This is a genomic window from Kroppenstedtia sanguinis (assembly GCF_050433445.1).
Taxonomy (GTDB): Bacteria; Bacillota; Bacilli; order Thermoactinomycetales; family DSM-45169; genus Kroppenstedtia; species Kroppenstedtia sanguinis.
The window spans coordinates 21,990-46,035 of record NZ_JBNPXF010000005.1 but is presented as its reverse complement, the minus strand read 5'-3'; the positions used below and the strand labels follow the sequence as shown (position 1 = coordinate 46,035).

Genomic DNA, 24,046 nt, shown 5'->3' with positions numbered 1-24,046 from the left:
CCCTAAAGGGGAAAATCCGCAAATCTGGAGCCTGTTGGGTCATTCTGAGACGATGTGAAAAGAGAGAACCAGTTATGGAGACAACCCCTGGAACGGGAGGCGAATTCGAATGGAACCTACGGTTTTAAGCCGAATCCTGACTGCTGAAACTCTCGCTTTCCATATAATTTGGGCTACGATCGGCGTCGGCGTGCCGATTTTTATCTCCCTGGCGGAAGGCTGGGGAATTTGGAAGAAGGATTCCCATTATATCTTGCTGGCCCGGCGTTGGACGCGGGGATTTGTGATCACGGTCGCTGTCGGGGTAGTGACCGGAACATGTATCGGATTGATGCTCAGTCTTTTGTGGCCCCGCTTTATGCAACTGGCAGGCAATCTGATCAGTCTGCCCTTGTTCCTGGAGACCTTCGCTTTTTTCTTTGAAGCGATTTTCCTCGGTATTTATCTCTATACCTGGGATCGACTCAAACCGGTTCTTCATTGGCTGACCTCGATTCCGATTATCATTGGTTCATCGCTGTCGGCGGTTTTTATCACGACGGTCAATGCATTTATGAACACGCCGGCAGGATTTTCAATCCAACAGGGAAAATTGGTCGATCTCCGTCCCCTGGAAGCTATGTTCAATCCGGCCACCCCAAGCAAAGTGGCTCATGTTCTCTCCTCTGCCTATGTAACCTGCGCCTTCCTGCTCGGTGGAATTGCAGCTTGGTTCCTACTGAAGGGAAGGAACCATATCTACTATAAAAAAGCGTTGAAAATGACCATGATCGCCGGTCTGATCCTTGCCCTGGGCACTGCGGTTGCCGGGGATCTCTCGGGAAAATTCCTTGCCGAGCATGTACCGGAAAAACTAGCCGCAGCGGAGTGGCATTTTGAAACCCAGCGGGAGGCTCCCCTTATCCTGGGAGGATATCTTACTGAAAACCATGAGGTCAAAGGGGCGATTCAGATTCCCTTCGCACTCAGTATCCTTGGGAAAGGTTCCCCTGATGGGGAAATTATCGGGCTGAATGAGTTTCCACCGGATGAGCGTCCACCACTTTATCTTCACTACCTGTTTGACGGAATGGTGGGGATTGGAATCTATCTGATCCTGATCTCCGCCCTGTTCCTGTTCGCTTGGTGGAGAAAGAAAAACCTCTGGAACAGGTGGATTCTCTGGGGAATCGTAGTGGGTGCTCCCCTCTCTTTCCTGGCCATCGAATTGGGTTGGATCTACGCCGAGGTGGGACGTCAACCTTGGATCATCCGAGGGATGATGCGCGTCGATCAGGCCGCTACCACGTCCAATGATGTCGGATGGATCCTAGGCGTGTTTTCCCTGGTGTACGTTGCACTCGGAACCATCGCCTGCACCGTCTTGATTCGCTTGTTCCGACATCACCAACCGGAAAAAGAACTGGAACAGCGCCGGATCATCTTGTGAGAAAGGAGGGATCTCCGTGAGTTTGGAATGGATCGGCATCACGGTTCTCTGGACCTTTCTGTATGGATATCTGATCGTAGCCTCCATCGATTTTGGTGCCGGTTTTTTCTCCTATTACAGCCTATTGACACGGCAGGAACATGTCATCAGCCAGGTGATTGATCGCTATCTCTCTCCAGTTTGGGAAGTGACCAATGTGTTCTTGGTCTTTTTCTTTGTGGGGATTGTCGGATTTTTCCCGGATACGGCCTACTACTTCGGGACGGCTCTGTTGATTCCCGGGGGTATAGCTCTTCTGCTGTTGACCATCCGGGGGTCTTTTTACGCCTTTGCCAATTATGGCGCGCGAAAAAGTCGCATCTACCTGTTCCTCTATGGAATGACGGGCTTGTTTATCCCTGCTGCTCTATCCACGGTCTTGACGATCTCCGAAGGTGGATTTATCCGGGAAACCGCCGCAGGTTATGTGGAATTCCTTCCTCAGGCGTTATTCACCAGTCCTTACTCCTGGGCGGTGGTTTTCCTCGCCTTGGTCAGTGTGCTATACATCAGTGCCAGTTTTCTCGTCTTTTACGCCCGCAAAGCGAAAGATGAAAAAGCATACGAACTGCTGCGAAAGTACTCCCTCTTTTGGAGCGGACCGACGATCCTGGCCAGTCTCTGGGTATTCCTGGCCTTATCCCGTCACAACCTGGTTCATTTTCAAAACATGGTGGACTTGGCCTGGATGTTTTTGCTCTCCTTCGCCTGCTTTCTGGGGGCAGTCTATCTCACTTGGTGGCGAAAAGCCCCTGGTTGGGCATTTATTCTGGTGATGCTACAGTTCGCCTTCGCCTTTTTCGGGTACGGCGCTTCCCATTTACCCTATCTGTTGTATCCTTATATCACTCTGCAGTCCGGCTTGACCCAACCGCAGATGGGCTGGGCGCTGGTGATCTCCTTTATCGCTGGTCTGTTCCTCCTGGTGCCCTCTCTCATCTTGCTGATGCGTCTGTTTCTCTTCAACGCTCGCTACGTCCGTGGAGAAAAATGAAAAACAACTGCACGGTTTACCGTGCAGTTGTTTTATTGCGGGCATGATCCACCAAAGTATGAAACAAACGTCGGGAAACCCTGTCGGTGCGAAACAGGTTTTCCGGATGCCATTGCACTCCCATGACCCAGGTGGGACCGTCTCCCTCAAAGGCCTCAATCACTCCGTCTGGAGCAATCGCCGATGGAATATATCCTTCAGGAAGACGCCGGACCGCTTGGTGATGATAACTGTTGACCCGGATCCGGTCCTCTCCGGCGATTTGTGACAGCCAGGTGCCCTCCTGAATTGAAACACTATGGGACAGGTACCCCCGGGGCCCCCGCTGAACATGCTGAATCGAATCCTTCCGCTGACTGTACAGGTCCTGGTACATATCTCCTCCCAGCGCAATACAGAGGATTTGGCAACCTCTACAAATGGCCAAAACCGGTTTCCCTGCGTGCACCATCTTACGGACGAGAGCGATCTCCATGCGATCCCGTTCCGGCTCCACCTCACCCAAGCCAGGCAACGGTTCTTCGCCAAACAAGGAAGGATCGATGTCGTCTCCCCCAGTCAACAGCAACCCGTCGATCTGTTGAACCATTCCGTCCAAAACATCCGTTTCCGTAGCATAAGGAAGCAAAAACGGGATTCCTCCCGCAGTCAATACCGCGTCGGCGTTATCTCGAGATAATGTTAAACGGTTCTCATTCATGGACAACGTCATCCCAATGACCGGTTTCATGTACCTCCCCCGTTCTTCCTATTCTGAAAAGTGATTCGCCGCTTATTGTATCACAGCACAGAAAAAAGCGTCGGAAGGCTATCTGGAGGATCGCTTTCCGACGCTGCTTAATTCGTTATTTTAGTGGGTATCCCCGGCTGAAACCCGGTCGTTAAACAGAAACCGGATGGAGTAGATCCCCGCCAATCCAACCAAGGAATAGATGACCCGGCTAAATCCGGAGGATTCGCGGGTAGCATCGCCTCCAAAGAGGGCTGATACCAGGTCCCACTGAAACAGACCGACTAACAGCCAGTCTAAAGCTCCGACAATAACCAAGATCAAAGCGAATCGCGAAAAACCACTCATTCTGCACCCCTCCTTCTGATCCTGTCACGGATTCATATGGTATCCTCATTTTGCCGCAAAAGGTTGCTATTTATGAATGAAAGAAACCGGCCCCCTTCCGGAGCCGGTTTACAGATGATACATTAGGCCTGTTGTTTTTCCTTCTCTTGTTTCTGACGATGCTCCTCGGCCAGTTTGTCAATTTCCTTTTTCAATTCTTCCACCATCTGATCTTCTGGTACTTTACGGATGGTCTTCCCATGACGGAACAGAAGTCCTTCTCCCCGTCCCCCGGCAATCCCGATGTCCGCCTCTTTGGCTTCCCCGGGTCCGTTGACGGCACACCCCAGAACAGATACTTTGATCGGCGCCTTGATCTTGGAAATATACTCCTCAACTTCATTGGCGATTTTGATCAGATCAATCTCGATCCGTCCACAAGTGGGACAGGAAATCAGAGTGGCAGCATTATCCGCTAGGCCAAAGTCTTTCAGTAGCTCGCGAGCCACCTTGATTTCCTCCACAGGGTCCGCACTCAGGCTGATCCGCATGGTATTCCCGATTCCCTTGGACAGAATGGCGCCCATCCCAGCGGAGCTTTTGATGGTTCCGGAGAAGAGCGTGCCAGACTCGGTAATCCCCAAGTGGAGGGGGTATTTGATTTGTTCCGCTGCTTTAGTGTAGGCTTCGATGGCCAATGAAACATCCGAAGCTTTCAGAGAGACGACGATATCATGAAAATCGAGGTCCTCCAAGATGCCGATATGGTACAAGGCACTTTCCACCATGCCCTCGGCGGTGGGATAGCCATATTTCTCCAAAATCCGTTTTTCCAGGGAACCCGCATTCACTCCGATCCGAATCGGAATTCCCCGTTCCTTGGCCGCTTTCACCACTGCCTCTACTTTTTCCCGTCGCCCGATGTTACCGGGATTGATCCGGATCTTGTCGATCCCGCCCTCAATCGCCTTCAAAGCGAGACGGTAGTCAAAGTGAATATCGGCTACCAGAGGGACATTCACCTGTTTTTTAATCTCCGGAATCGCTTCCGCTGCACGCATGTCCGGACAGGCAACCCGTACGATCTGGCACCCGGCTTCTTCCAAACGGTCGATTTCATCCACCGTGGCTTTGACATCATGTGTTTTTGTAGTGGTCATGCTCTGGATGACCACCCGATCGTTACCGCCGATCTGGATATCCCCGACTTTCACCGGTCGGGTTTGCGTGCGATGAAACATCTATATCGCCCCTTTGAATACATAAAAACTAAGACTCCGTATATTATATATCATTTCGGAAATGCAAAAAAGGAGCCAAATACACCTTTGACTCCCGAATGGCATTTTTTAAGGAGGGATTTCACCTTGGTAAACCAGTTGTAATCCAGGTTGGACGCTCACACTCTGAACTTTGCAGTGACAGTTATTCTTCTCCATTCTTCACATAAGCGATTAATGCTACCCGATCCTAAAGGAGCCGATTCAGGTTCTCCTCGGCTTCGGTGATATCCTCGATCACATTGGAGCGGTCATCCAGGTGGACCCATTGGTAAGATTTATGCTCCTGTTTCACTGCGATCCGCCCTTGAAACGCTTTTTCTGTTGGCCCACAAACATTTTCATACCAAAAGGGATCATACCAAAGAAGCGGTATGTCCAGTGCATCCGCTGTTCCCGACGGAGGGTGCGGGCTTGACGACGCTCTTCCCTGGGCGTATCCATGTATTTAACCATCTCTTGAACCAGGAATTTCAAATAATCATTTGTCGACACGGTCTGCACCTCCCTGGTTCCAGTTTAACCAGGGAAGAAAGGTTTAAATCCCGGAACCTCCAGCGATCTCTTTCCATCGTTGGATAATTTTTACCACTATCTCTTCTGGAGAGCTCTCTGTAGTATCCAGAAATAAATCTGCAAAATCGTACACCCCCTGCCGTTCCCGCTTCAGATCCCGCACCCATTGTTGGGCGCCTCCTCGCAACAGCGGACGGGATTGATCTGTAGCCAGCCGTCGCACCAGTTCTTCTTCTGAAGCATCTAGGGCCACCACCCATCCATGGGAACGAATCCAGGACACATTTTCAGGATCGAGAACTATCCCGCCACCGGTGGTGATCACCCCCGGTGCTTGCTCTAACACTTGCTTCAACACCTTTTTCTCCCACAGGCGAAAATGGGCCTCTCCTCCTTCATCGAAGAGGTGGGAAATCTTTTTTTCGGAAATTCGCTCCACTTCCGTATCCGTATCCAGCCAGGAGCATGCCAACTTTTCTGCCAGAATTTCTCCGACGGTACTTTTTCCCGTACCCATAAATCCAATCACAATGATGTGCTTATCCATCTTTTCCCTCTCCTCCGCTCCCAGGTTTTCGCCATTATATCACGCCCCGCGGAGGATACGGTGGATGATGATTGTGTGCCAAGGAGTGATCAGAAGTGGTGCCCAATCCGGCCGCTTTTTTTAGAATCCCAGAAGCTTCTGCTTAGATGCTTCAAACTCAGCGGGAGTTATTATTCCGTCGTCACGTAATTTCACAAGTTCCCGGATCTGCCCTGCAGCAGTAAGATTAGTGGATGTGGATAATGTCGGTATTGAATTACTCTCCAGCTCCATTTGGTATTGTTCGATAAGTTGTTTGGCTTTGATAAAGTCATTTTTATGTTTGGCATTCCAAAAACCATAGTGCTATTTTTCTCTGATGTCACAAAGAATTTGGGTATGAGAAAAGCCGCCTGTCATACAGACGGATTCTCCCCACCCTAAGGCCCCCACCGAAGCACTTCACATGTTTTTGGCTCCACCTCCACTCGGATTGTCTGCCGGACTTTTTTACCCTTAGCGACAGAGTGAATTCGCACCCGGTTTCCCCCTGTTCCTTCGATGCGGGTTTCGGTTTTCATGCCGTTCATCGGGGTGGACAGGGATTGGTTCCAAGCAGGATCGTCACACACCTTCTGTTGCATACGGGCAATGCCGCTCTCCGCCGCGTATTGGGCCCGAACTCGCTTCATTTCCATCTGGATCCCTTTGAATGAGTATGTGTAGCTGGTCAAGGCTGCCGTCGTCAGCAAAAAGGCCAGGACCGTCACCGCCAGCACAAAAGGGAGGGCGATCCCCCGCTCATCCTGAATCACTGTGCCAACCTCCCTCGGACAAAAAATGTGGCATCCCAATCCCCATGCCAATTTTGCAGACCCAGATCGATCCGGACCCCGTCTGACCCAGGATCGAATCCGATGAAATAGACATCTTCCAAAAGGATCGTCGTCCCCTGAAAGCGCGAGGCTCCCGGTGGCCGCACACTGCGGATGATCCGGCGCTTCTGATGTTTGTAACGGATCGTCTCCCCTTCCGGCAAATCAAACAACAACCATCCTGTAGAGGTGAGTCGAAAATTTTCCCCTCTGCGCAGATCATTCCGGACATCAGCGATAAAGGTCTCTGCCCCAGAGTGAAGTTGTTGTTCAGCCACCATCTTTTTCAATCCACTCTCCAGTCCCAAACTGACACCCAACACAACCGGAATCAACAGGGCCAGGAGGGACAGCACCACAGCCAGCTCCACATAGGTAAAGCCGCTCTCTTCCCGGATCAGCGCCGGAAGCTTAATCCTTTGAGCGACTCCTTTTGCCGCTTCTGGCTCGCATCCTTCCAGGTAATCTCCACAAACACGCCTGCCAAATGCGGCTCGGCATACTTTTTTTCCCACCGGATCCGATAGTTCACCCCTTTCCCTTTCTTGTTTTTCTCACCTGTCGCCGGAACCGGGACCGCAGAAGATTGTACCCGTTCCATCTCGGATTGGAGGAGAAGATGCGCTTCCATCCGTTGAGCATGGGAATGATGACGGATCTGGAGCTCTCCGAGAATAGGCAGGGCTACAGACACCAGCACCCCGAACACCATCAGGGCGGTGACCGTTTCCGCCAAGGTGAACCCCTCTTCCCCGCGGATCATGGCACCACCTCCACACGAGGTCTACCTGAGGCCACCTGTACCACGATCCGCCCCACTGTCTTCCCATTCTTCTTCAAGCGGAAGGTGCCACCCCGGGCCTGTCCCGAAGGTTGAAAAACCAAACGATGGGACGGATAGTTACTCTCTAGCCGATAACGGGCCGGCACCTTTTCTTCCCGCAACCGTTCCTCTCCCCGGTGGATAGAGTACACTCCCCCTTTTGTATCCACCTGCAAAAATGTCACCTCTTCCCGAACCGACGCCTCTCGCTGAGCCAAGCGGATGTCCTCGGAAAAAAGTTCCATGAACTGTTCCTGCTCCAATCGATCCCCCCACTGGGCAAATGCCGGCAAAGCCAGTGATGTGATCAGTCCCGCCAGGATGAGGGTCAGGGACAGCTCCACCAAACTCCACCCTTCCTCCCCGCGCCATCCCCTTTTAATTCCCATGGATACTACATTTCACCCGCTTTTCCACGCTGGCATTCTTGTGGATCGAATATTTCCCTTTGGCGGGACAGGTGGGAACCGTGCGGAGATACCCTCTTCTCTTCATCTGCCTCACGCTGCTCGGATAACTCCCCAACTCCAGATAATAATTGTCCGCCTGGGAGCCGATCAGCTTGCGATTGGCCTCACAGGCCCGACTCTGGGCCGACTCCCCTGCTGCTTTGAGGTTGGGAAGGGCGATGGCGATGATGACAGCGATCACGAATAACACCACCAACATCTCAATCAGGGTAAACCCCCGCTCATCCCGCTTTAATTTTCGGAAATTCAATTTTCCCACTCCTTTGCTCAAATCGCTTCCACCAGATGCAACATCGGCAAAAACAGAGCTAGAACCGTAGCTGCCATCAGCACTCCGATGATGAATATCAGTATCGGTTCCAAGCTGTGGGTAAACCGGTCCAACCGCTCCTTGATCATCAGCTCAGTCCCTTGAGCCAGACTGAGCAGCGACCGATCCAAAGATCCCGTTTCCTCCCCCAGGGCCACCAACCCCGGCAAAGAGGGCAAAAACAGCTTTTCTTCCCGCTTCAGCGCCTGATGCAGGGATTCCCCGGCCAACAGCTGTTCCCGCACCCGAAAGATCCCCCTGCGAAAAGGATCCCAAGGGGCAAGGGAGTCCATCACTTCCACTGCTTTCAGCAGGGGAAGCCCGGATTTCAATAGCGAACCCAGTTGGATGCCTAGGTAGTGAGTAAACCGCAAGGTGAAAAAAGAACGAACCACCGGCAAGGAATACAGCGGGGAAGTCCACCGTCTCTTTCGTTCAGGGGGCAGCCGCCGGATGTATAGCCAGGCGATGCCAAACAAGGCCAAAGCGGCGATCAAGCCGAAGAAGCCTGTCTGCAGGGACTGATGGATGCGCAAAAAGATCCGGGTATAAAGGGGCAAAGTCAAGCCCATCGTCTCATACATCTCCGAAAAACGAGGCACCACTGTGGTCATCAGGAACAAGAAGGCGAATCCCACCAGGATCAGCACCACCAGAGGATACGTGAGGGCCCGGGTCAATTCCCGGATCAAGCGCCCTCGTTCCCGATAGTACACTTCACACTGTTTCAGACCGAACCCGTAATCTCCATGCTCTTCCGCTGCTCGGATCAGGGAGGTGAACAGCGCAGGCATCCCTTCTGCCTCTAGTGCCGCCGACAAGCTTTTTCCCTGATCCAGTGACCCAAGTATTCGATCTGCTTCCCCAGCCTCAATCACTCCCTGCTCCGACAACAGGCGAATACTGGGTACCAGAGGGAATCCTGCTTCCAACAGATTGGCCAGATGCTGACTAAAGAGAGCCAGTCGATTGGCATTCCACCTACGTTTCCGTTCCTTACTCATGAACATCCACCACCCGGTGGTATTCGGAAATGGTCGTCTCCCCGGTCATCACTTTTTCCAGAGTGGCTTCCGACAGGGAACGCATCCCTGCCGTTCTGAGGTTTTGTCTCAGTCGGGACAGCGGTGCCCGCTCCACAATCAAAGGATGGAAGTCCTCTTCCACCTCCAACACTTCAAACACCCCGGTTCGGTTCCGATACCCCGTCTGACGGCAATCTTCGCATCCTTTTCCCTTACATTCTTGGCAGATCAGGCGAACCAGCCGTTGCGCCACCACCCCGGTCAAAGCGGATGCGATCCGGTATGGGGCGACGCCCATATCCAGCAGTCGCGTCACCGAGCTGCAGGTATCCACCGTATGCAGGGAAGACAACACCAAGTGCCCTGTCAAAGCCGCCCGGATCGCGATGTCTGCAGTCTCTTCGTCCCGTATTTCTCCTACCATGATGATGTTCGGATCCTGGCGGAGCACCGCCCGAAGTCCTCGGGCGAAGGTGAGGCCTGCCTTGGGATTCACTTGAATCTGATTCACCCCGGACAATTGAAATTCAATGGGGTCCTCCAGGGTGACCAGGTTCAACTCTTCCCGGTTCAGATCCTGGAGAATAGCATAGAGAGTCGTCGTCTTGCCTGAACCCGTCGGTCCTGTGACCAGGACCAATCCTCCCGGGCGGCGGATGATCCCCTCTACCCGCTTTTTTTCATCGGCTCCCATTCCCAACTCAGACAAGGTCATCCGCTCCGGCCGGTTGCGTAGTAACCGTAGAACCAGCTTTTCCCCGTGTAGCGTCGGCATGCTGGAGATTCGGACATCTACCCGTTCCCCCTGATGAGTCACGGTCAGTGCTCCATCCTGTGGCAAACGTTTCTCCCCGATATCCAGATGGCCCATTACCTTGATCCGGGAAATCAGCGGATACATCTCCTCCCGGGGCAACGAATCGACGGAAACCAAAAACCCATCCACCCGTTGCCGGATACACAACTCTTCTTCTCGGGGTTCAATATGGATATCCGATGCCCGGCTATCGATGGCCTCCTCCAACAGCCGGGTGGCATACTGAGCCGCATCCATTACCACCACCTCCATTCATTGGAAAATTTTATGACTCCTGACTAGATTTCGACATGGATATCCGAAATCCTTCCTTCTACGACAAAATATCCTTTTTGAATTTTCCAAGCCTCGCCGAAATAAGCACAAAAAAAGAGGCCTTGCAGTCCCCTCTGAAAAGATTGGGATTTAAGCCTTTTTTAGGACTCCTATACAAAAAACGGTCCAGACTATGGGACAGTTTTTTGCACTCATCGGGTAGCCCAGTCTACCTGTGAGTGGGGGCGCTTAATCTTCCTCATCATCATGAAGCATATCAAGTAGCTCGGTAAATGTGTTACAGATCTTCTCAGCATTCCCGCCCTCTACTTCATGATCCCAAAAGATGATCGCGGGGTATCCATCATTCAATTGATTGTAATCAAAACACAAATAGTTTCCTGCTGGATCAGTAGCAAAGATAATCACATTTTCCGACATGCCGATCTCTTCTCGATGGATATCAGTATTAGCTTCCAAAAATTCAAGTTCTTCTTCGCCTTCCATTAACGTAAGCAATTGCCCAAAGCTCATGCTGCAACCATCAAGATAATAGCAAGATGGAAATGGAATCCCTCCATGATTTTCGACAAACACTTTTCTGAAGTCCTCCGGTAGCTGAATACCTAACTTTTGCTCTTTTTCCCTTAGAACCTCCTCGGAAATCGGTGACAAGCTATATTTCCAAATAATTGGTTTTTCCATTTTCGACTACTCCCCTTATTTTCAATTTCTAAATTCACGTCCACCACCCCAGATTTTCTCGTCCACCAGTGTGAATTGTCTTCTCAGATCGCCAGTTAACAGCGATCTCCAAAGCTCACACATTGAAGAGTGTAAGAAGTTGCATGAAGAACCAGACAACAGTGAATGTGACGAGTTTCCCTTTGCCTCCACTTGGGTCTTCAACAGGTGGGGAAGGGAAGTATTCCGTATATATCAGAAAGCAGACGTGTTGATTATCTATATTTTGGGTGGGGGATCGTGTTCACCCACGCGACCGTCGCCATCCAGCAAGGAAGTAATGACTGGCCGCTCCAAATCTGACCATCGGGCAGGGGCAAAGCCTTACGGAAGCAACACAAGGAAGAATGTTGCCCCTAAACGCCCTCTCGTAAGACTTCTCCGCTGGGTAGGATGGCTACCTTGCTATCGAGATTGTAGTGCCCGTGGCGCAAAGGTCGCTTTGGCAGCACACGACTCCCTTCCGCCACCTATTTTCTGGTTAATCAACAGCCCTGCTTCGATCTCTATTTCACCATCCTATAGGGGGCTTTTCTTATTGGGGGGCTTGCTTGGAAAAACGCTGTCGGAGTCTATCTATCTCTAGCCTGTATCTGCTCATATTCCATACATCCGTCCGGTTCCTCTCAGCTTTCACTTTTTAAGGCTGTAACCGGGGCTTTCTGTACATTGGGGGACTTCTCCACAAGGGCGTCTTCATCGCGAAAGCGAAGTGCCACTCCCAGGGCCGCTATTAAAAAGAGGATCGCTCCCAAAATAGCCATCTTATAAGCGTTCAGATTGGAAGCTACGCCCACTCCAGCCAGTATTCCCGTCAGTGACACCATGCCGATCGCGGCTCCCAATCGGTTCTGAACATGGAACAGGGTGGAGGCATGCCCCATGGCAGAGGGGGAAAGCCGGTTGAAAGCGGAAGCCTGCACCACCCCCACCCCATGCCCCAGAAAGAAGCCAGCGAAAAACAACAAGAGGCGAACCATCCAGGGGTTCGTATCTGTCTGCACTATACAGAGTAGCCCGAACATCCCGATGGCACAGATCAGTGCTGTAACCATCAATCTTCGCGGACCCCATCTCTCATACAAGATGGGAACCAACTGGGACGCCGCCATCAGACCGAGAGCTTCCGGAAATGTGGTAAGCCCCGCTTCAAAGGCGGAGGCACCCAGGGCATCCTGATACATGAGCGGAACAATATAGATCATGCCCTGCAACCCTGCCGCAATGAGCAGGGAGATCCATCCCATCTGGCGAAACAGCCGCTCTGAATATAAACGCACATTCAACATCGGTTGATCCCCTCGCAGTTCCCGACGGACAAAGAGGAAACTGAGGAGCAATCCCAGCAGAAGTGTGCCCCCAATCTCCGGGGAACTCCAGCCCCGGGCCGTCCCCTGGGTGAAGGCGTACATCGTCAAAGCCAGTCCCGGCGCAGAGAGTAAAAATCCCGGAAGATCAAAGGAATGGCGATGTTCTTCCCGGTACTCCTGCAGAAAGAGAGAACCCAGGAGCAAGCACAACATACCAACAGGAAGGTTGACATAGAAAATCCAATGCCAAGAGGTAAAGTCCACCAAAAATCCGCCTAGAATCGGCCCCATCGCGGGAGCCAGTGCAATGGGAACCATCAGATAACGAGAAATGCGAATCCGTTCCGCTGGAGAAAACCTTCGGAGCAAAATCGTCAGTCCCAGCGGCGTCAGCAAGCCACCTCCGACCCCCTGAAGTGCCCGAAATAGGTTGAGGGACGTCAAATTTGTGGACATCCCACACAGGGCGGAAGCGACTGTAAATATGCCGATTGCCAACAAAAAGATGCGTTTAGATCCATACCGGTCTCCGAGCCACCCGGAGATCGGGAGACAAGCGGCTAAACTGACCAAATAGGTGATATTGACGCTTCCCATGGCAGAAGGGGGGACCTGCAGATCCTGACTGATCGTCACCATAGCCACGGTCACGATGGTGCCGTCCATTGCAGCCATAAACATCGCCAGCACATAGACCAGACCGACGACCTTCTTCTGTCCATCGGGCGATAACTGGTTCATTCCCTAGGAGTGACTCCTGGAACGGATACTGACGGGACGCATATCCGTCCATTCGGCTTCAATGTAATCCAGCGCGTTCTGCCGTGGAACCGGCCCATACACCCTTGTCCAGCCCTCCGGCACCTGGATGGAATCGAGCCAGAGGGAATACTCTCCCTCTCCATTGATCAGCACTACATACCTCCCCTCCGGATTCTCAAAGGGATTGATCATTCAACATCCTCCTCCCACGGTGCAAACGATTCAGGTTCTCCGCCAGAATCCCGCCGATCTCGGCGATCGGTCCGGGCTGACACATATCCTTGTGGCGACAGTCGATGTGATACTGCTTCATCTCTCCCTCCATATAGGGATTCCACATCTCCGGGGAGATGGGATCCAGCCAGTCGGGAATTACCGTCGACCGGAAAAACAGCAGATCCCCGCGGTAACGTTGGGGAGTCGATTCCCCCAGTAGGCGGACGGAATTGACATACGCTTGCTTCAGGTTCATAATCACCGATTCCTCGAAGCTGGCCAGCGCACTTCCATCCTGACGGAGCAGATCCATCACGTTGTCCAGGGTGAGCGGCTGGTTCTGTAGATTTTCCGGATCATATCCCCCCAATGCCAGCAGAGCAATCAACGCCTCTTGTTCGCCAGGGATCTCCGCGATGGAAAGGAAATGGCTTGGATAGGCGTCGAGTAGGGCAAGCATCGCAACCTCCTCACCCCGCTTCTGTAGTTCGCAGGCGATCGCATGGGCGACATTACCTCCGAGAGACCAACCCAAAAGATAGTAGGGACCCGTCGGTTGAATGCGGCGCATCTGATTCATGTAATCTACAGCCATCTCCGTGTCCCCGGCAAAGGCTCCCTGCGGGCGATTCCTCGAGCCTGCAAACCGTAAATCGGATCTTCTGGACCCAGATGTCGCATTAGACCGGCATAGCACCAGCTGAGCCCTCCTGCCGGGTGGATACAAAACAAAGGAGGACGCGTTCCGTGGGAACGGAGTGGGAGCAACACCTCCAGCGCATTCCCATGGTCTCCCCGTTCCAGACGCTTGGAGAGACCGGCCACAGTGGGGGCTTCAAACAGGGTCCCTACTCCCAAATCCACACCCAGCACTTCCCGGATTCGGCTCACCAACCGGACTGCCAACAGGGAGTGGCCTCCTAACTCGAAAAAGCCGTCGTCGATCCCCACCTGGGAAAGTCCCAACACCTCCGCAAACAGCCCGCACAATACCTCTTCCTGGGCTGTCCGCGGGGAGCGGCTTTTTCCCTCTCCTTCAACAACCGGTGCCGGCAACGCCTTTCGGTCCAACTTGCCATTGGGTGTCAGCGGCATCTCTGGAAGGATGACCACAGCCCCGGGCACCATATAATCAGGCAGACTGCGGGATGCATACTGGCGCAATTCCGCCGGCTCGGGAGTTTTTGTCGCCGTGGGAACCACATAGGCCACCAACCGCGAATCCCCCGGACGGTCTTCCCGGGCCAGTACCGCCACCTGAGCGACTTCAGGGTGCTGAGCCATCACCACTTCAATTTCTAGGAACCCACGCATCTTCACCTGATGGTCCACCCGGCCGATATAATCCAGGGTCCCATCTTTGCGCCACCGGGCCAGGTCGCCGCTACGATACATGCGGCTGCCAGGGGAACCGAAGGGATTCGCCACAAATCGCTCGGCAGTCAGTCCCGGACGGCCATGGTATCCCCGTGCCAGCCCGCCACCTGCAATATACAGCTCCCCGGCCACCCCAGGCGGCACCGGTTGCAGGTGGCGATCCAAGATATACACCTGGGTATTCCAGAGCGGACGTCCAATCGGTGGAGCACCCTCGGTTCCCTCATCCAGGGATTGAAGTGTAGACCAGATGGTGGTTTCCGTGGGGCCATAGAGATTGACCACGGGACAGACCGCCTGTTGCAACTTCTTCAGCAAATCGACAGGCAACGCCTCTCCCCCTACTAACACCCGAAGGCCGCGGATTCTCTCCGGATCCTGTTCCAGAAGGGAGCGCCACAGAGAAGGCGTCGCCTGCATCAAAGTCGCTCCTGTATCGGCGATCTTCTGGATCAACACCGCTGGATCCCGAACGGCCTCCTTCGTGGCAAGGACCAACCCCGCTCCCTCCAGTAGAGGAAGGAAGACTTCCAGAGCAGCGATGTCGAAGGCGATGGTCGTGACAGCCAGCAGTCGATCCTGTGCCGTCAAGGGAAATTGCTCTTGCATCGCAGCCAGGAATTGATTGAGACTGCGGTGGAGAACCACCACTCCCTTGGGCTTGCCAGTGGAACCCGAGGTATAGATGATGTAAGCTGGGTGAAGGGGCGACAGAGGGGCGATCCGATCCGCATCCTCCAGATCCGTAGCCGGATACTCTTTCAACCTCTGGACCACCTCTGGTGCATCTAGCAGGATTCGTGGAATCTCCTCGGTCTCCAGCAGTTGCGACACTGTCGTATGGGTGATCAGACACACGGGGCGAGCGTCTTCCAGCATGTAAGCCAGCCGCTCCGCCGGATAGCCCGGATCCAGCGGGAGATAGGCGGCTCCCGTTTTGAGGGTCGCCAGTAATCCGACGATCATCTCCACTGATCGAGGCAGAGCCAGAGCAACCACCCCTTCGGGTCCCGCCCCCTGGGCGATCAGCTCACGAGCCAACTGGTTGGCCCGTTCATTCAATTCCCAGTAGGTCAGCTCCTGCCCCTCACATACCACTGCGATCGCTTCCGGACTGCGCTCCACCTGTTGTCGTAACCGTTCCGGCAGGCTCGCTTCCGGTTGCCCATGATCCGTACGGTTCCACTCGACGAGGAGACGGGTCCGTTCTTCTGGATCGAGAATCTCCTGGCACCCGATGAGTTCTTGTGGATCCCCATCGGCTGTTCGTTCTAAAAAGCGCAAAAAACGGTTCTGATGTTCCTGCAAATCCTCGGTGGAGTAGACAGCTGGATTGGCATCCATGTCCAGTCGCCACCCTGGGCCATCTGAACGGGGATACATATGAATTGACAGATCCTCCACCGGTCCCGCTGAAAGATGATGCTTGAAGGCGGGATGTCCGGCAAATTCAAACCGCTGCTCAAAAGGCAGAATGTTGATCAGTGGACCGAACAAACGCCGTCCTTCCCCCACCCGATGCAGTTCCCGACGCAACTCTTCATGCCGGTACCGCTGATGGCGGCGCATCGAGGCGATCTCTCTCGCAACCTGATCGATCAGTTCCCTCAGACGCATCTCGGACTGCACCGACAAACGCAAGGGCAATACATTCATCACCATGCCTGGAATTCGTAGCGAAGCCGATCCCAACCGATTCATCATCGGCAACCCGAGAATCACGTCCTCGGCATGGGTTAGCCGGTGGATGTAAGCCGCCGTCGTAGCGACCACAACATCCAACCCACTGGCCCCCACTTCCTCGGCCGCCTCCTGCAGGCGATCCATCGTCGATGCCGAAAGATGGGCTGAGCGGCGATGGAAACTGCGAAAAGCCCGTTGGCTCCGTTCGGCGAGACTGACCACTTCGGGATGATCGGCGAAACGATCCCACCAGTATTTACGGTCCTGCTCCCATGTTTCCGATCGACGATAAGCCTCTTCTTCCTGCAAAATCAGGCGCATCGAACCCCAAGCAGCAGAATTGATCTCCCGGCCTTGGGCCAGGGCCGTGTAGATTTGGGCGACCCGCCCGGCGATGAGGGAAAATCCATAGCCGTCCATCGCGATATGATGGATGCGCTGATACCAGAAAAAACGGTCCTCCGCCACCTGGAACAACGCTTGAGTAAAGAGCGGCCCCTGCCGCGGATCCACAGGTTGAGCGAGATCTGTATTCATCCATGCCTGAGCCGCCTCCCGGGGATTCGTCTCTCCCCGGAAGTCGATGCGGTGCAGGGACCAATCGACTGTGGGCTCCATTACCTGATACGGTCCTCGATCCTCCTCGCCAAAGCGAAGATGCAACGCCTCAGTTTCCATCACCGTCCGGCGCAACGCCCTCTCGAACAACTCCGGGTCGATCTCTCCGTGGATCTCGAGATATTCTGCTGCATTGTATGTCGGATTCTCCGGATCCAGCTGCTGTGCAAACCACATACCGGATTGGGCTCCTGTCAAGGAATAGCGATCAGACATGCCCGTAACCTCCTTTATCAGAATCTGTGTCCGTGAGCTTGCTGATCATCTATCATCTACTGGGGAGAACGGGAAGCGAGGAGTCGCCACCAATCGGCGATCGTCGAACGCTCCGCCAGCTCAACGAAGGTGACTTCCACACCTGATCGGCGAAACTGCTCCACCAATTTCATGATCCGGATCGAATCCAGCCCCCGGTTGATGAGGTCTTCCTCGTTGCCCAAATCCATCGGATCCAAGGTGAGTACATGGGCCACCTGCGCGCGCACCTCTTCCAGGGTCAGAGAGCGACGATCCGAGACCTCCGCCTTTGAATGTGTTTTTTTCAAATCTTCCAGCAACCGGTTGGTCGTCGTCGTGATCCCGCATCGTTCCGCCACATAGGTCAGCGCCATTCGATGATATTTCTCTGAGAAATCAGCCACCGCGTCAGCCACGAAAAAGGGTTGCACATCCTGCATATAGGCTTCACAGGCGGTGAGCAAACATCCGATATGGGCATAAACACCGCAGACGATCAGCTGATCCCGCTGCTGGCGATGCAGGAGTTCCAGCAGATCGGTCCGTTGAAAGGCGCTGTACCGCCATTTCGTCATAACGAGATCGTTGTCACCTGACGCCAGTTCAGCGACCATTTCCGCCTGATCCGGATTCGCCTCCATTCCCGGCCCCCAAAAGTCCACGAGCAATCCTCGCTGTTCCGTACTTTGGTTTCCAGGCTGCGCCGAGTAGATCACTGGAATGCCAACGGCGTCACAATGTTGTTTCAATGATCGAATGTTTCGAATTAATTCTGTTACCGGCGACGTTCCAGCGGCGTAAGGCGCAAGAAAATACTTTTGCATATCATGGATGAGCAGAACCGCCCGTTTGGGATCGGGTATCCACGAAACCCGATTCTGCGGCAGATCTGCCCACTCAGGCATCGGATAGGGGGAAATCGTGGGTAACGACATCACATCACTTCCTTATCCTTTTAATCATCGGTGAGAAATCACCTCAAACCGATTCCATCCCTTTCCGAAGGGCTTCACGCAAATCCTTTTTACTCACCTTGCCCACTCCGGTCTGAGGGAAAGAATCTACAAACTCCACCTGATCCGGAATCTTGTACACAGCTAGCCCCCGTTCCCTGAGGAAGGACTTCAGTTCCCCTGCTGTAGGCGACTTTCTTCGCGGGATGATGTAGGCACAAGATCGCTCACCCAAAAAATCGTCAGGCACGGATACCACCGCCGCATCGAAGACGGCTGGATGCGCGAGAAGATGGTTTTCCACCTCTTCCGACGACACTTTGTCTCCCCCACGGTTAATTTGGTCTTTGATTCGCCCTTCCACGATCAGATGACCGGAGGAAGTGATTCTCACCAAATCACTGGTTCGGTAATAGCCATCGGGAGTAAAGGAACTTGCATGTTGTTCATCGGCTTTGTAATACCTGCGAATGGTGTAGGGACCTCGGGTCAAAAGCTGTCCGACCTCACCTGGTTCCACATCCTGGCCCTGTTCATCCACTACGCGAATCTCATCGTAGGGAGACATCGGCCTTCCCTGGGTATGAATCACAATCTCATCGGGGTCATCCAGCCTCGTGTAATTGACCAGTCCCTCCGCCATGCCGAAAACCTGTTGCAAGGTACAACGGAACACCTCTTTGGCTCTTCGGGCAGCTTCGGGACCCAACTTGGACCCGCCGACCTGCAGCACCTGGAGACTGGACAAATCATTGTCACGGGTGGACACCGCCTCCGTCCACACCAGGGCTAACGGTGGAACCAACCCGGTGATCGTTACCCGTTCCTTTTCGATCAGGGGAAAGGCGTCGTCCGGACTGGGAGTAGGCGAAAGCACCACCCGCCCACCAGCATACAGTGTACCGAGGACCCCTGGCCCTGGTGAACTGAGCGGGTAATTGTGTGACACGGGCAAAACGCAAAGATATACACTGTTTTCATCCAGCTCGCAGATTTCAGCGCTCAACCGCAAGGTGTAAATATAATCGTCATGTGTCCGAGGAATCAGCTTCGGCAACCCCGTACTGCCACCAGATAATTGGAGAAAGGCCACCTCTTCGGAAGAGACGGGAGGTAACGAGATCGGGGGGCGGTACAGTTCTTCCAGAGAGAGAAAGTCCCCCGGTTCCCCCACGACGATCACATGTTGCAGGGTGGTGACTTGCTCTTGAACATGTTTAGCCAATTCCCGATAGTCAAATCCTCCATAAACATCGGGAATAATGTAAGCCGATGCTTCGGCATGCTCACAAAAATATGTGATCTCATTGCTCCGGTGAGCAGGAAGGGAGAAAACCGGCAGCGCACCCAGGCGAAATAAGGCAAAACATACTGTTAAAAACTCAGGGATATTGGGGAGCTGAACCACCACGCGATCCCCTAGCTCAATCCCCAGCTCGGAAAACCCGGCTGCCAACCGATCCGTCTGCCGATCCAGCTCCTGATAACTTAAGCGGATCTCACCGCCGACCACCGCAGTCCGGTTACCGTACCGCTCGGCCCTCTCCCGTAACATCTGACCGAAAGTCTCTCCCCGCCAGCAACCCAACGCCCGGTAACCTTCGGCCAACTCCTCAGGAAAGGGTGTAAACCCAGGCAGCATATTCATTCCCTCCCATCGATTTCAAAGGGTTCTCGATCCATCCCCATCGCACGAAGCATCGTCTGAAACTTAGCCGATGTTTCCGCCAACTCCTCATCTGGAATCGACTCAGGGACAATTCCTGCACCTGCAAAGAGCCGGAGCAAACGTCCCTCCACCTCTGCATACCGAATCGTCACCACCCACTCTCCGTCTCCGGCGGCATCCATCCATCCGACCATGCCTGTATAAAACTCACGGTCAAAGGGTTCCAATGCCCGGATCGACGCCCTGGCTAAATCCGTCGGCGTTCCACAGATCGCCGGTGTTGGGTGCAACGCCGTCGCCAGTTGCAACGACGAAGTGGAGGAATCCTTCAGTTCACCGACCACACGAGTCGAAAGATGCCACATGGTTTCGGTTTGAGCCAGGGAAGGCGCAGCCGGAACCTCCAGTTTCCTACAATAGGGGCGGAGGGCATCGGAGACCGCCTCCACGACGAAGGCATGTTCATAGCGATCCTTAGTAGACTCGAGCAGTTCCGCCGCCTGCCGCCGATCTTCCATAGGATCTTCGCTACGTGGCCGGGATCCGGCCAAGGGATTCGCCGTCACATGGCCCCCTGAACGGGAGACGAGCAGTTCCGGACTGGCCCCGATCAACGTCCGCCGTCCCTCTCCTCTCCCGTCCACTCTGGAGTCTGATAGTGGCAAATCCACAGCAAAGACGTAACCCTTCGATGGATGCCTTACCAGATTACGAAGCAGTGGGAGAATCCTGACGGGTTCTGCTGAGGTGAATTGCATGATCCGGGACAGCACCACTTTTTCCAGTTCCCCTGCCTGCAGCAGATTCAATCCTTGTTCCACAGCGTGCATATAATAGGATGGCGGCGGAACCTCGCGAATCGCCTCGATCGACGCCAATGGCGGTGTATCCGAAGCCGAAGCAAAAAAGTGCTGCGGTTCAGCCCAACGAACCTGTTTTGGCACAACGAGCCGGGCTGGCATCTGCGGATCGAAAGGCACCGCCCCTACGATGACCGAGTCCTCATGTCCAGAAGATCGAGCCTCGTCCAACAGCGTGTCCACTTGGCGAAGAAGGCCATTTCCTTCCTCCATCCCTCCCGAACTCGTCGTTTCGGCGTGGATCCCCTTCGCCAGCAGGGTCCCTTGGGGAGAAGAAAAGAAAAAGGGATCGCCCTCCTGGTAATCCTCCATCAGGAGAGGGTCGGTTTTCGTCATCGCATCCTGATTGTTCATGGGTTCCGACTCCTTTCTGTCAGCCTCAAGCACCCAGGGTAGCTCCCCCGTCTACGCGCAGATCGTGCATGGTAATGTGCCGGGCCTCGTCAGAAGACAAATAAAGAACCGCATGGGCGATATCCTCTGGTTCCGCCAATCTTTGAAGTGGGATGCCCAGCCGATACGTCTCCAAAGAGCCCTCCATGATGGCCTGCGCCCCCTGTTCATCCTTCCACATCGATCGTTGCATCGGCGTATCCGTCGACCCCGGAGAAACCACGTTACAGCGAATGTGATACGGAGCCAGTTCCAATCCCAAACATTGAGTCAACATCGTCGAGCCCGCTTTGGAAGCTGCGTAAGCCGCCATGTCCATCCGTGGAACACTGGCCGCGTTGGACCCTATCGTGACAATCGAACCGGACCGGCGGGGAATCATATGCTTGCTGACCGAGCGGCACAGATGAAAAACACCCGTCAGGTTCACCGCCAGTGTCGTCTCCCAATCCTTATCGCTGTAGCTGGCGACCGCCCCCGTGTGCAATACACCGGCGACATTGACCAGTACGCCGATCGGGCCCATTTCCGCCTCAATGCGATCCACCACCTCGTCCACGGTTGAACTCTCCCGCACATCTGCGGTGAAAGTCCGAACCGAGGAGCCCGCATCGCCTAGCCCGGCCACCATCCGATCCAGTCCCTCTCCATTCTGATCTACGGCAGCGACGACATCTCCTCTTTCGGCAAAGGTCTTGGATACTGCAGCCCCAATCCCCTGGGCAGCCCCTGTCACCAATACAATCCTTCCATCATCCATTGTCGTGTCTCCTTTCATCTCCTGGACGGTGGGCAAATCGGAGCGACCGGCTGACCAAGATCGGCAGCACTGATCCATGGTTTTCCTTGGCAAATACCTCAAACTCCGTGTACACGCCTCGCCGGGAAAAAGCCCCCAGACGCCCGGATAGCTCCTGAGCATTTTCATACATGCGGCTGGGATGATTTTTTTCCAACTCCCCCACCGCGATCAACACCCGCGCTTCGATGGGTTTTCGCTCCAAACGGTCGGCGAATCTTCTTTCCTGCTCCTGCAGTCGTCTCCAATCCCAATGGATGGACGGACTGCCGGCCACATAGGTTCGAAAAGCCTCCGGTCGATTCAAAAGCACCTGCAACACAAAGAGGCCGCCGAGGGAATGGCCGACAATCGCCTGATTCGCTTTATCAATCGGAAGCAGGTCCTCAATTTCCGGTTTCAGCTCTTCCTCGATAAAGGAGAGAAAGTTTTCTGCCCCTCCGCATCGAGGCCATGCTTTCCCCTCTCGAGTCAAGGGTTGTTCCTCTCTAGATATCGGATACGTAAAATCATAGAAACGATCGGGGGAAAAGGGTTGATCCGTCGGATAACCGATCCCGACGATCACCGCTGGAACCGCACCGGTCTTCTCCGAGCGACCGGATTGCACTCGCATCGCCTCTACCATCGTTGCAAAGACTGCGTTGGCGTCCAACAAGTAGAACACTGGATACCCCTCAGGAGGCGGCTCACCCTCTGGGACTGCCACCAGAATGCGATAGGATCGATTTTCGATGTGCGAACACATCAAGCGCCGATGGGTGCGCGGTAAAACCACTCCGCAGCTTTCCGTCAAACTCCACGTTACAGAACATTCCTCTGGAATCATACATCCTTCCTCAACAACACCTAGATGCGTGGTGATTTCCATCTAGCGAGCGGTAGGGATGGAGTTTCACATTCTAGCGCCAAAGTTCTGACGGGCCAAAAATGCTCCAAGTGAACCCCCCCTGTGACGATTTTTTCACCCGATTGCTATGACCCCAGCTTGCGACGGGCGGAAAACAAAAGATAGATAAAGTAGGGAACTCCGATGATGGAAAGAATCACCCCCACCGGGAGCTCCACTGGGGAAAATACCACCTTGGCAATCCAGTCGGAAATCGTCACCAGCAACATTCCAAAAGCTCCGGACACAGGCAATACATAACGATGACGCGGGCCCACCAACCCTTTGGCGATGTGTGGAGCGATCAGTCCGACAAATCCGATGTTTCCCGAAACGGAAACACAGGCGCTGATAATACCGATACTCAACAAAAAGAGCACCTTTTTTTCAGTTTCTGTGGAAACCCCCAACCCCTTGGCAGCCTCGTCCCCGAGTCGGAACAAGTCGATAACCCGTGACCGGTACAAGATCGCTGGCACAAACAGGAGAAGCCATGGAAGCATCGAAGCGATCGATTTCCAATCGGTATTCCAGATGCTGCCCAAAAGCCACACCGTCGCCATCTCGAAATCCTGCGGATTCAACTTCAGGGATAGATAAAGAGATAGTGCTCCCAGTCCTGACCCTGCGGCGATTCCGACTAAAATCAGGCGCTGAGGATCCAACACTCCATTTCGCCAGGAGAAGAAATAGATGAACAAGGCGGTTGCCATCCCACCCACCCGAACAACGGCATCCCCAGAGCCGATAACCAAATGCTTTCAGCCGCCGAACCCCCCATAAAGAACATAAACATCACGATCGCGGTGCCAGCCCCGGCATTAATCCCTAAAATACCGGGATCAGCCAAATCGTTACGGGTTAACCCTTGAATCACTGCACCCCCGATTCCCAATCCGAAACCGACGAGTGCCGCCGCTACAATCCGGGGCAATCGGAATTCAAAAAGAACCAAATGGTGAGCCGGATCCGCCTCGATGCCCAACAGAGTTCGGAAAACATCCATCGCTGACATATCAAACTCACCATAGGTCAGGCTGAGATAGATCGCGGCCCCGATCACCCCCACATGACCCACAAGTACCGACCAAAAACGGCCTGCCGAATCCCTGAACACCTT

General features: G+C 53.9%; 23 protein-coding genes and 3 pseudogenes. 2 read left to right on the top strand and 24 right to left on the bottom strand.

Annotation, left to right across the window (positions count from 1 at the left end; translation table 11 throughout):
• The first annotated feature begins 109 nt into the window (after positions 1-109).
• Together JOD24_RS04430 and JOD24_RS04425 are read left to right on the top strand one after the other, a co-directional pair.
• Positions 110-1,429: a cytochrome ubiquinol oxidase subunit I gene (locus tag JOD24_RS04430; protein ID WP_380164181.1), complete on the top strand. Its 1,320-nt coding sequence runs from the start codon at positions 110-112 to the stop codon at positions 1,427-1,429.
• A 16-nt stretch (positions 1,430-1,445) separates the two neighbouring features.
• Positions 1,446-2,462 carry a cytochrome d ubiquinol oxidase subunit II gene (locus JOD24_RS04425; protein WP_380164183.1) on the top strand — a complete coding sequence of 339 codons (1,017 nt, stop codon included), beginning with the start codon at positions 1,446-1,448 and terminating at the stop codon, positions 2,460-2,462.
• Between the two features lie 16 nt (positions 2,463-2,478).
• Here the strand turns inward: JOD24_RS04425 and JOD24_RS04420 are convergent, their stop codons facing one another.
• From JOD24_RS04420 to JOD24_RS04305, 24 genes and pseudogenes are all read right to left on the bottom strand, one after another.
• Positions 2,479-3,192, bottom strand: a complete 714-nt coding sequence (locus JOD24_RS04420; RefSeq protein WP_380164185.1) for a gamma-glutamyl-gamma-aminobutyrate hydrolase family protein — start codon at positions 3,190-3,192, stop codon at positions 2,479-2,481.
• A gap of 120 nt (positions 3,193-3,312) precedes the next feature.
• Entirely contained in the window at positions 3,313-3,540 is a 228-nt protein-coding gene (locus tag JOD24_RS04415) for a DUF378 domain-containing protein (protein ID WP_380164187.1), read from the bottom strand.
• A gap of 122 nt (positions 3,541-3,662) precedes the next feature.
• A complete protein-coding gene (ispG, locus tag JOD24_RS04410) occupies positions 3,663-4,760 on the bottom strand; it encodes a flavodoxin-dependent (E)-4-hydroxy-3-methylbut-2-enyl-diphosphate synthase (protein ID WP_380164189.1) in 1,098 nt (365 codons plus the stop codon).
• A 330-nt stretch (positions 4,761-5,090) separates the two neighbouring features.
• A complete protein-coding gene (locus tag JOD24_RS04405; RefSeq protein ID WP_380164190.1) occupies positions 5,091-5,294 on the bottom strand; it encodes a YqzE family protein in 204 nt (67 codons plus the stop codon).
• Positions 5,295-5,337: 43 nt separating this feature from the next.
• Positions 5,338-5,862, bottom strand: coding sequence for a shikimate kinase (locus tag JOD24_RS04400; RefSeq protein ID WP_380164192.1), 525 nt, complete (start codon positions 5,860-5,862; stop codon positions 5,338-5,340).
• A gap of 120 nt (positions 5,863-5,982) precedes the next feature.
• A complete protein-coding gene (locus JOD24_RS04395; RefSeq protein ID WP_380164194.1) occupies positions 5,983-6,135 on the bottom strand; it encodes an SHOCT domain-containing protein in 153 nt (50 codons plus the stop codon).
• Positions 6,136-6,281: 146 nt separating this feature from the next.
• A complete protein-coding gene (locus JOD24_RS04390; RefSeq protein WP_380164196.1) occupies positions 6,282-6,656 on the bottom strand; it encodes a hypothetical protein in 375 nt (124 codons plus the stop codon).
• Positions 6,653-7,231: a hypothetical protein gene (locus JOD24_RS04385; RefSeq protein ID WP_380164198.1), complete on the bottom strand. Its 579-nt coding sequence runs from the start codon at positions 7,229-7,231 to the stop codon at positions 6,653-6,655. Before JOD24_RS04385 ends, JOD24_RS04390 begins: the two co-directional genes overlap by 4 nt.
• Complete coding sequence (locus JOD24_RS04380; protein ID WP_380164200.1) at positions 7,114-7,479, bottom strand: prepilin-type N-terminal cleavage/methylation domain-containing protein; 366 nt, start codon at positions 7,477-7,479, stop codon at positions 7,114-7,116. Before JOD24_RS04380 ends, JOD24_RS04385 begins: the two co-directional genes overlap by 118 nt.
• On the bottom strand, positions 7,476-7,883 hold the full coding sequence (locus JOD24_RS04375; RefSeq protein ID WP_380164249.1) for a GspH/FimT family pseudopilin: 408 nt from the start codon (positions 7,881-7,883) through the stop codon (positions 7,476-7,478). Before JOD24_RS04375 ends, JOD24_RS04380 begins: the two co-directional genes overlap by 4 nt.
• Before the next feature lie 34 nt (positions 7,884-7,917).
• Positions 7,918-8,280: a competence type IV pilus major pilin ComGC gene (locus JOD24_RS04370; RefSeq protein ID WP_429246414.1), complete on the bottom strand. Its 363-nt coding sequence runs from the start codon at positions 8,278-8,280 to the stop codon at positions 7,918-7,920.
• The gene (locus JOD24_RS04365) at positions 8,277-9,323 is read right to left on the bottom strand and encodes a type II secretion system F family protein (protein ID WP_380164204.1); all 1,047 of its coding nucleotides are present in this window, start codon (positions 9,321-9,323) and stop codon (positions 8,277-8,279) included. The genes JOD24_RS04370 and JOD24_RS04365 overlap by 4 nt, the downstream gene beginning before the upstream one ends.
• Positions 9,316-10,398, bottom strand: a complete 1,083-nt coding sequence (locus tag JOD24_RS04360) for a GspE/PulE family protein (RefSeq protein WP_380164206.1) — start codon at positions 10,396-10,398, stop codon at positions 9,316-9,318. Before JOD24_RS04360 ends, JOD24_RS04365 begins: the two co-directional genes overlap by 8 nt.
• 267 nt (positions 10,399-10,665) lie before the next feature.
• Entirely contained in the window at positions 10,666-11,121 is a 456-nt protein-coding gene (locus JOD24_RS04355; RefSeq protein ID WP_380164208.1) for an SMI1/KNR4 family protein, read from the bottom strand.
• Positions 11,122-11,786: 665 nt separating this feature from the next.
• Positions 11,787-13,211: a DHA2 family efflux MFS transporter permease subunit gene (locus JOD24_RS04350; RefSeq protein WP_429246413.1), complete on the bottom strand. Its 1,425-nt coding sequence runs from the start codon at positions 13,209-13,211 to the stop codon at positions 11,787-11,789.
• A 3-nt stretch (positions 13,212-13,214) separates the two neighbouring features.
• The gene (locus JOD24_RS04345) at positions 13,215-13,424 is read right to left on the bottom strand and encodes an MbtH family protein (RefSeq protein WP_429246412.1); all 210 of its coding nucleotides are present in this window, start codon (positions 13,422-13,424) and stop codon (positions 13,215-13,217) included.
• A pseudogene (locus JOD24_RS04340) lies at positions 13,408-15,923 on the bottom strand (amino acid adenylation domain-containing protein). The gene JOD24_RS04345 and the pseudogene JOD24_RS04340 overlap by 17 nt, the downstream one beginning before the upstream one ends.
• A 108-nt stretch (positions 15,924-16,031) precedes the next feature.
• Positions 16,032-17,342: pseudogene (locus JOD24_RS04335) on the bottom strand (condensation domain-containing protein); the annotation flags it as partial.
• Between the two features lie 56 nt (positions 17,343-17,398).
• Complete coding sequence (locus JOD24_RS04330) at positions 17,399-18,298, bottom strand: isochorismatase (RefSeq protein ID WP_429246411.1); 900 nt, start codon at positions 18,296-18,298, stop codon at positions 17,399-17,401.
• 43 nt (positions 18,299-18,341) lie between these two features.
• Positions 18,342-19,958, bottom strand: a complete 1,617-nt coding sequence (locus tag JOD24_RS04325; RefSeq protein ID WP_429246410.1) for a (2,3-dihydroxybenzoyl)adenylate synthase — start codon at positions 19,956-19,958, stop codon at positions 18,342-18,344.
• 2 nt (positions 19,959-19,960) lie between these two features.
• A complete protein-coding gene (gene dhbC, locus JOD24_RS04320) occupies positions 19,961-21,199 on the bottom strand; it encodes an isochorismate synthase DhbC (protein WP_429246409.1) in 1,239 nt (412 codons plus the stop codon).
• Between the two features lie 25 nt (positions 21,200-21,224).
• On the bottom strand, positions 21,225-21,998 hold the full coding sequence (locus tag JOD24_RS04315; protein WP_429246408.1) for a 2,3-dihydro-2,3-dihydroxybenzoate dehydrogenase: 774 nt from the start codon (positions 21,996-21,998) through the stop codon (positions 21,225-21,227).
• Positions 21,991-22,866: an alpha/beta hydrolase gene (locus JOD24_RS04310; protein ID WP_429246407.1), complete on the bottom strand. Its 876-nt coding sequence runs from the start codon at positions 22,864-22,866 to the stop codon at positions 21,991-21,993. Before JOD24_RS04310 ends, JOD24_RS04315 begins: the two co-directional genes overlap by 8 nt.
• 146 nt (positions 22,867-23,012) lie before the next feature.
• Positions 23,013-24,043 (bottom strand): annotated as a pseudogene (locus JOD24_RS04305) (FecCD family ABC transporter permease).
• Positions 24,044-24,046 lie beyond the last annotated feature (3 nt).

What these genes read in the sequence shown, in the direction of transcription:
- JOD24_RS04330 (WP_429246411.1), bottom strand. Translation starts at nt 18,298, where the DNA reads ATGTCGTTACCCACGATTTCCCCCTATCCGATGCCTGAGTGGGCAGAT.
- JOD24_RS04325 (WP_429246410.1), bottom strand. Translation starts at nt 19,958, where the DNA reads ATGCTGCCTGGGTTTACACCCTTTCCTGAGGAGTTGGCCGAAGGTTAC.
- JOD24_RS04400 (WP_380164192.1), bottom strand. Translation starts at nt 5,862, where the DNA reads ATGGATAAGCACATCATTGTGATTGGATTTATGGGTACGGGAAAAAGT.
- JOD24_RS04310 (WP_429246407.1), bottom strand. Translation starts at nt 22,866, where the DNA reads ATGATTCCAGAGGAATGTTCTGTAACGTGGAGTTTGACGGAAAGCTGC.
- JOD24_RS04430 (WP_380164181.1), top strand. Translation starts at nt 110, where the DNA reads ATGGAACCTACGGTTTTAAGCCGAATCCTGACTGCTGAAACTCTCGCT.
- JOD24_RS04360 (WP_380164206.1), bottom strand. Translation starts at nt 10,398, where the DNA reads ATGGATGCGGCTCAGTATGCCACCCGGCTGTTGGAGGAGGCCATCGAT.
- JOD24_RS04415 (WP_380164187.1), bottom strand. Translation starts at nt 3,540, where the DNA reads ATGAGTGGTTTTTCGCGATTCGCTTTGATCTTGGTTATTGTCGGAGCT.
- ispG (WP_380164189.1), bottom strand. Translation starts at nt 4,760, where the DNA reads ATGTTTCATCGCACGCAAACCCGACCGGTGAAAGTCGGGGATATCCAG.
- JOD24_RS04345 (WP_429246412.1), bottom strand. Translation starts at nt 13,424, where the DNA reads ATGATCAATCCCTTTGAGAATCCGGAGGGGAGGTATGTAGTGCTGATC.
- JOD24_RS04315 (WP_429246408.1), bottom strand. Translation starts at nt 21,998, where the DNA reads ATGGATGATGGAAGGATTGTATTGGTGACAGGGGCTGCCCAGGGGATT.
- JOD24_RS04350 (WP_429246413.1), bottom strand. Translation starts at nt 13,211, where the DNA reads ATGAACCAGTTATCGCCCGATGGACAGAAGAAGGTCGTCGGTCTGGTC.
- JOD24_RS04365 (WP_380164204.1), bottom strand. Translation starts at nt 9,323, where the DNA reads ATGAGTAAGGAACGGAAACGTAGGTGGAATGCCAATCGACTGGCTCTC.
- JOD24_RS04380 (WP_380164200.1), bottom strand. Translation starts at nt 7,479, where the DNA reads ATGATCCGCGGGGAAGAGGGGTTCACCTTGGCGGAAACGGTCACCGCC.
- JOD24_RS04420 (WP_380164185.1), bottom strand. Translation starts at nt 3,192, where the DNA reads ATGAAACCGGTCATTGGGATGACGTTGTCCATGAATGAGAACCGTTTA.
- JOD24_RS04355 (WP_380164208.1), bottom strand. Translation starts at nt 11,121, where the DNA reads ATGGAAAAACCAATTATTTGGAAATATAGCTTGTCACCGATTTCCGAG.
- dhbC (WP_429246409.1), bottom strand. Translation starts at nt 21,199, where the DNA reads ATGAACAATCAGGATGCGATGACGAAAACCGACCCTCTCCTGATGGAG.
- JOD24_RS04395 (WP_380164194.1), bottom strand. Translation starts at nt 6,135, where the DNA reads ATGGAGCTGGAGAGTAATTCAATACCGACATTATCCACATCCACTAAT.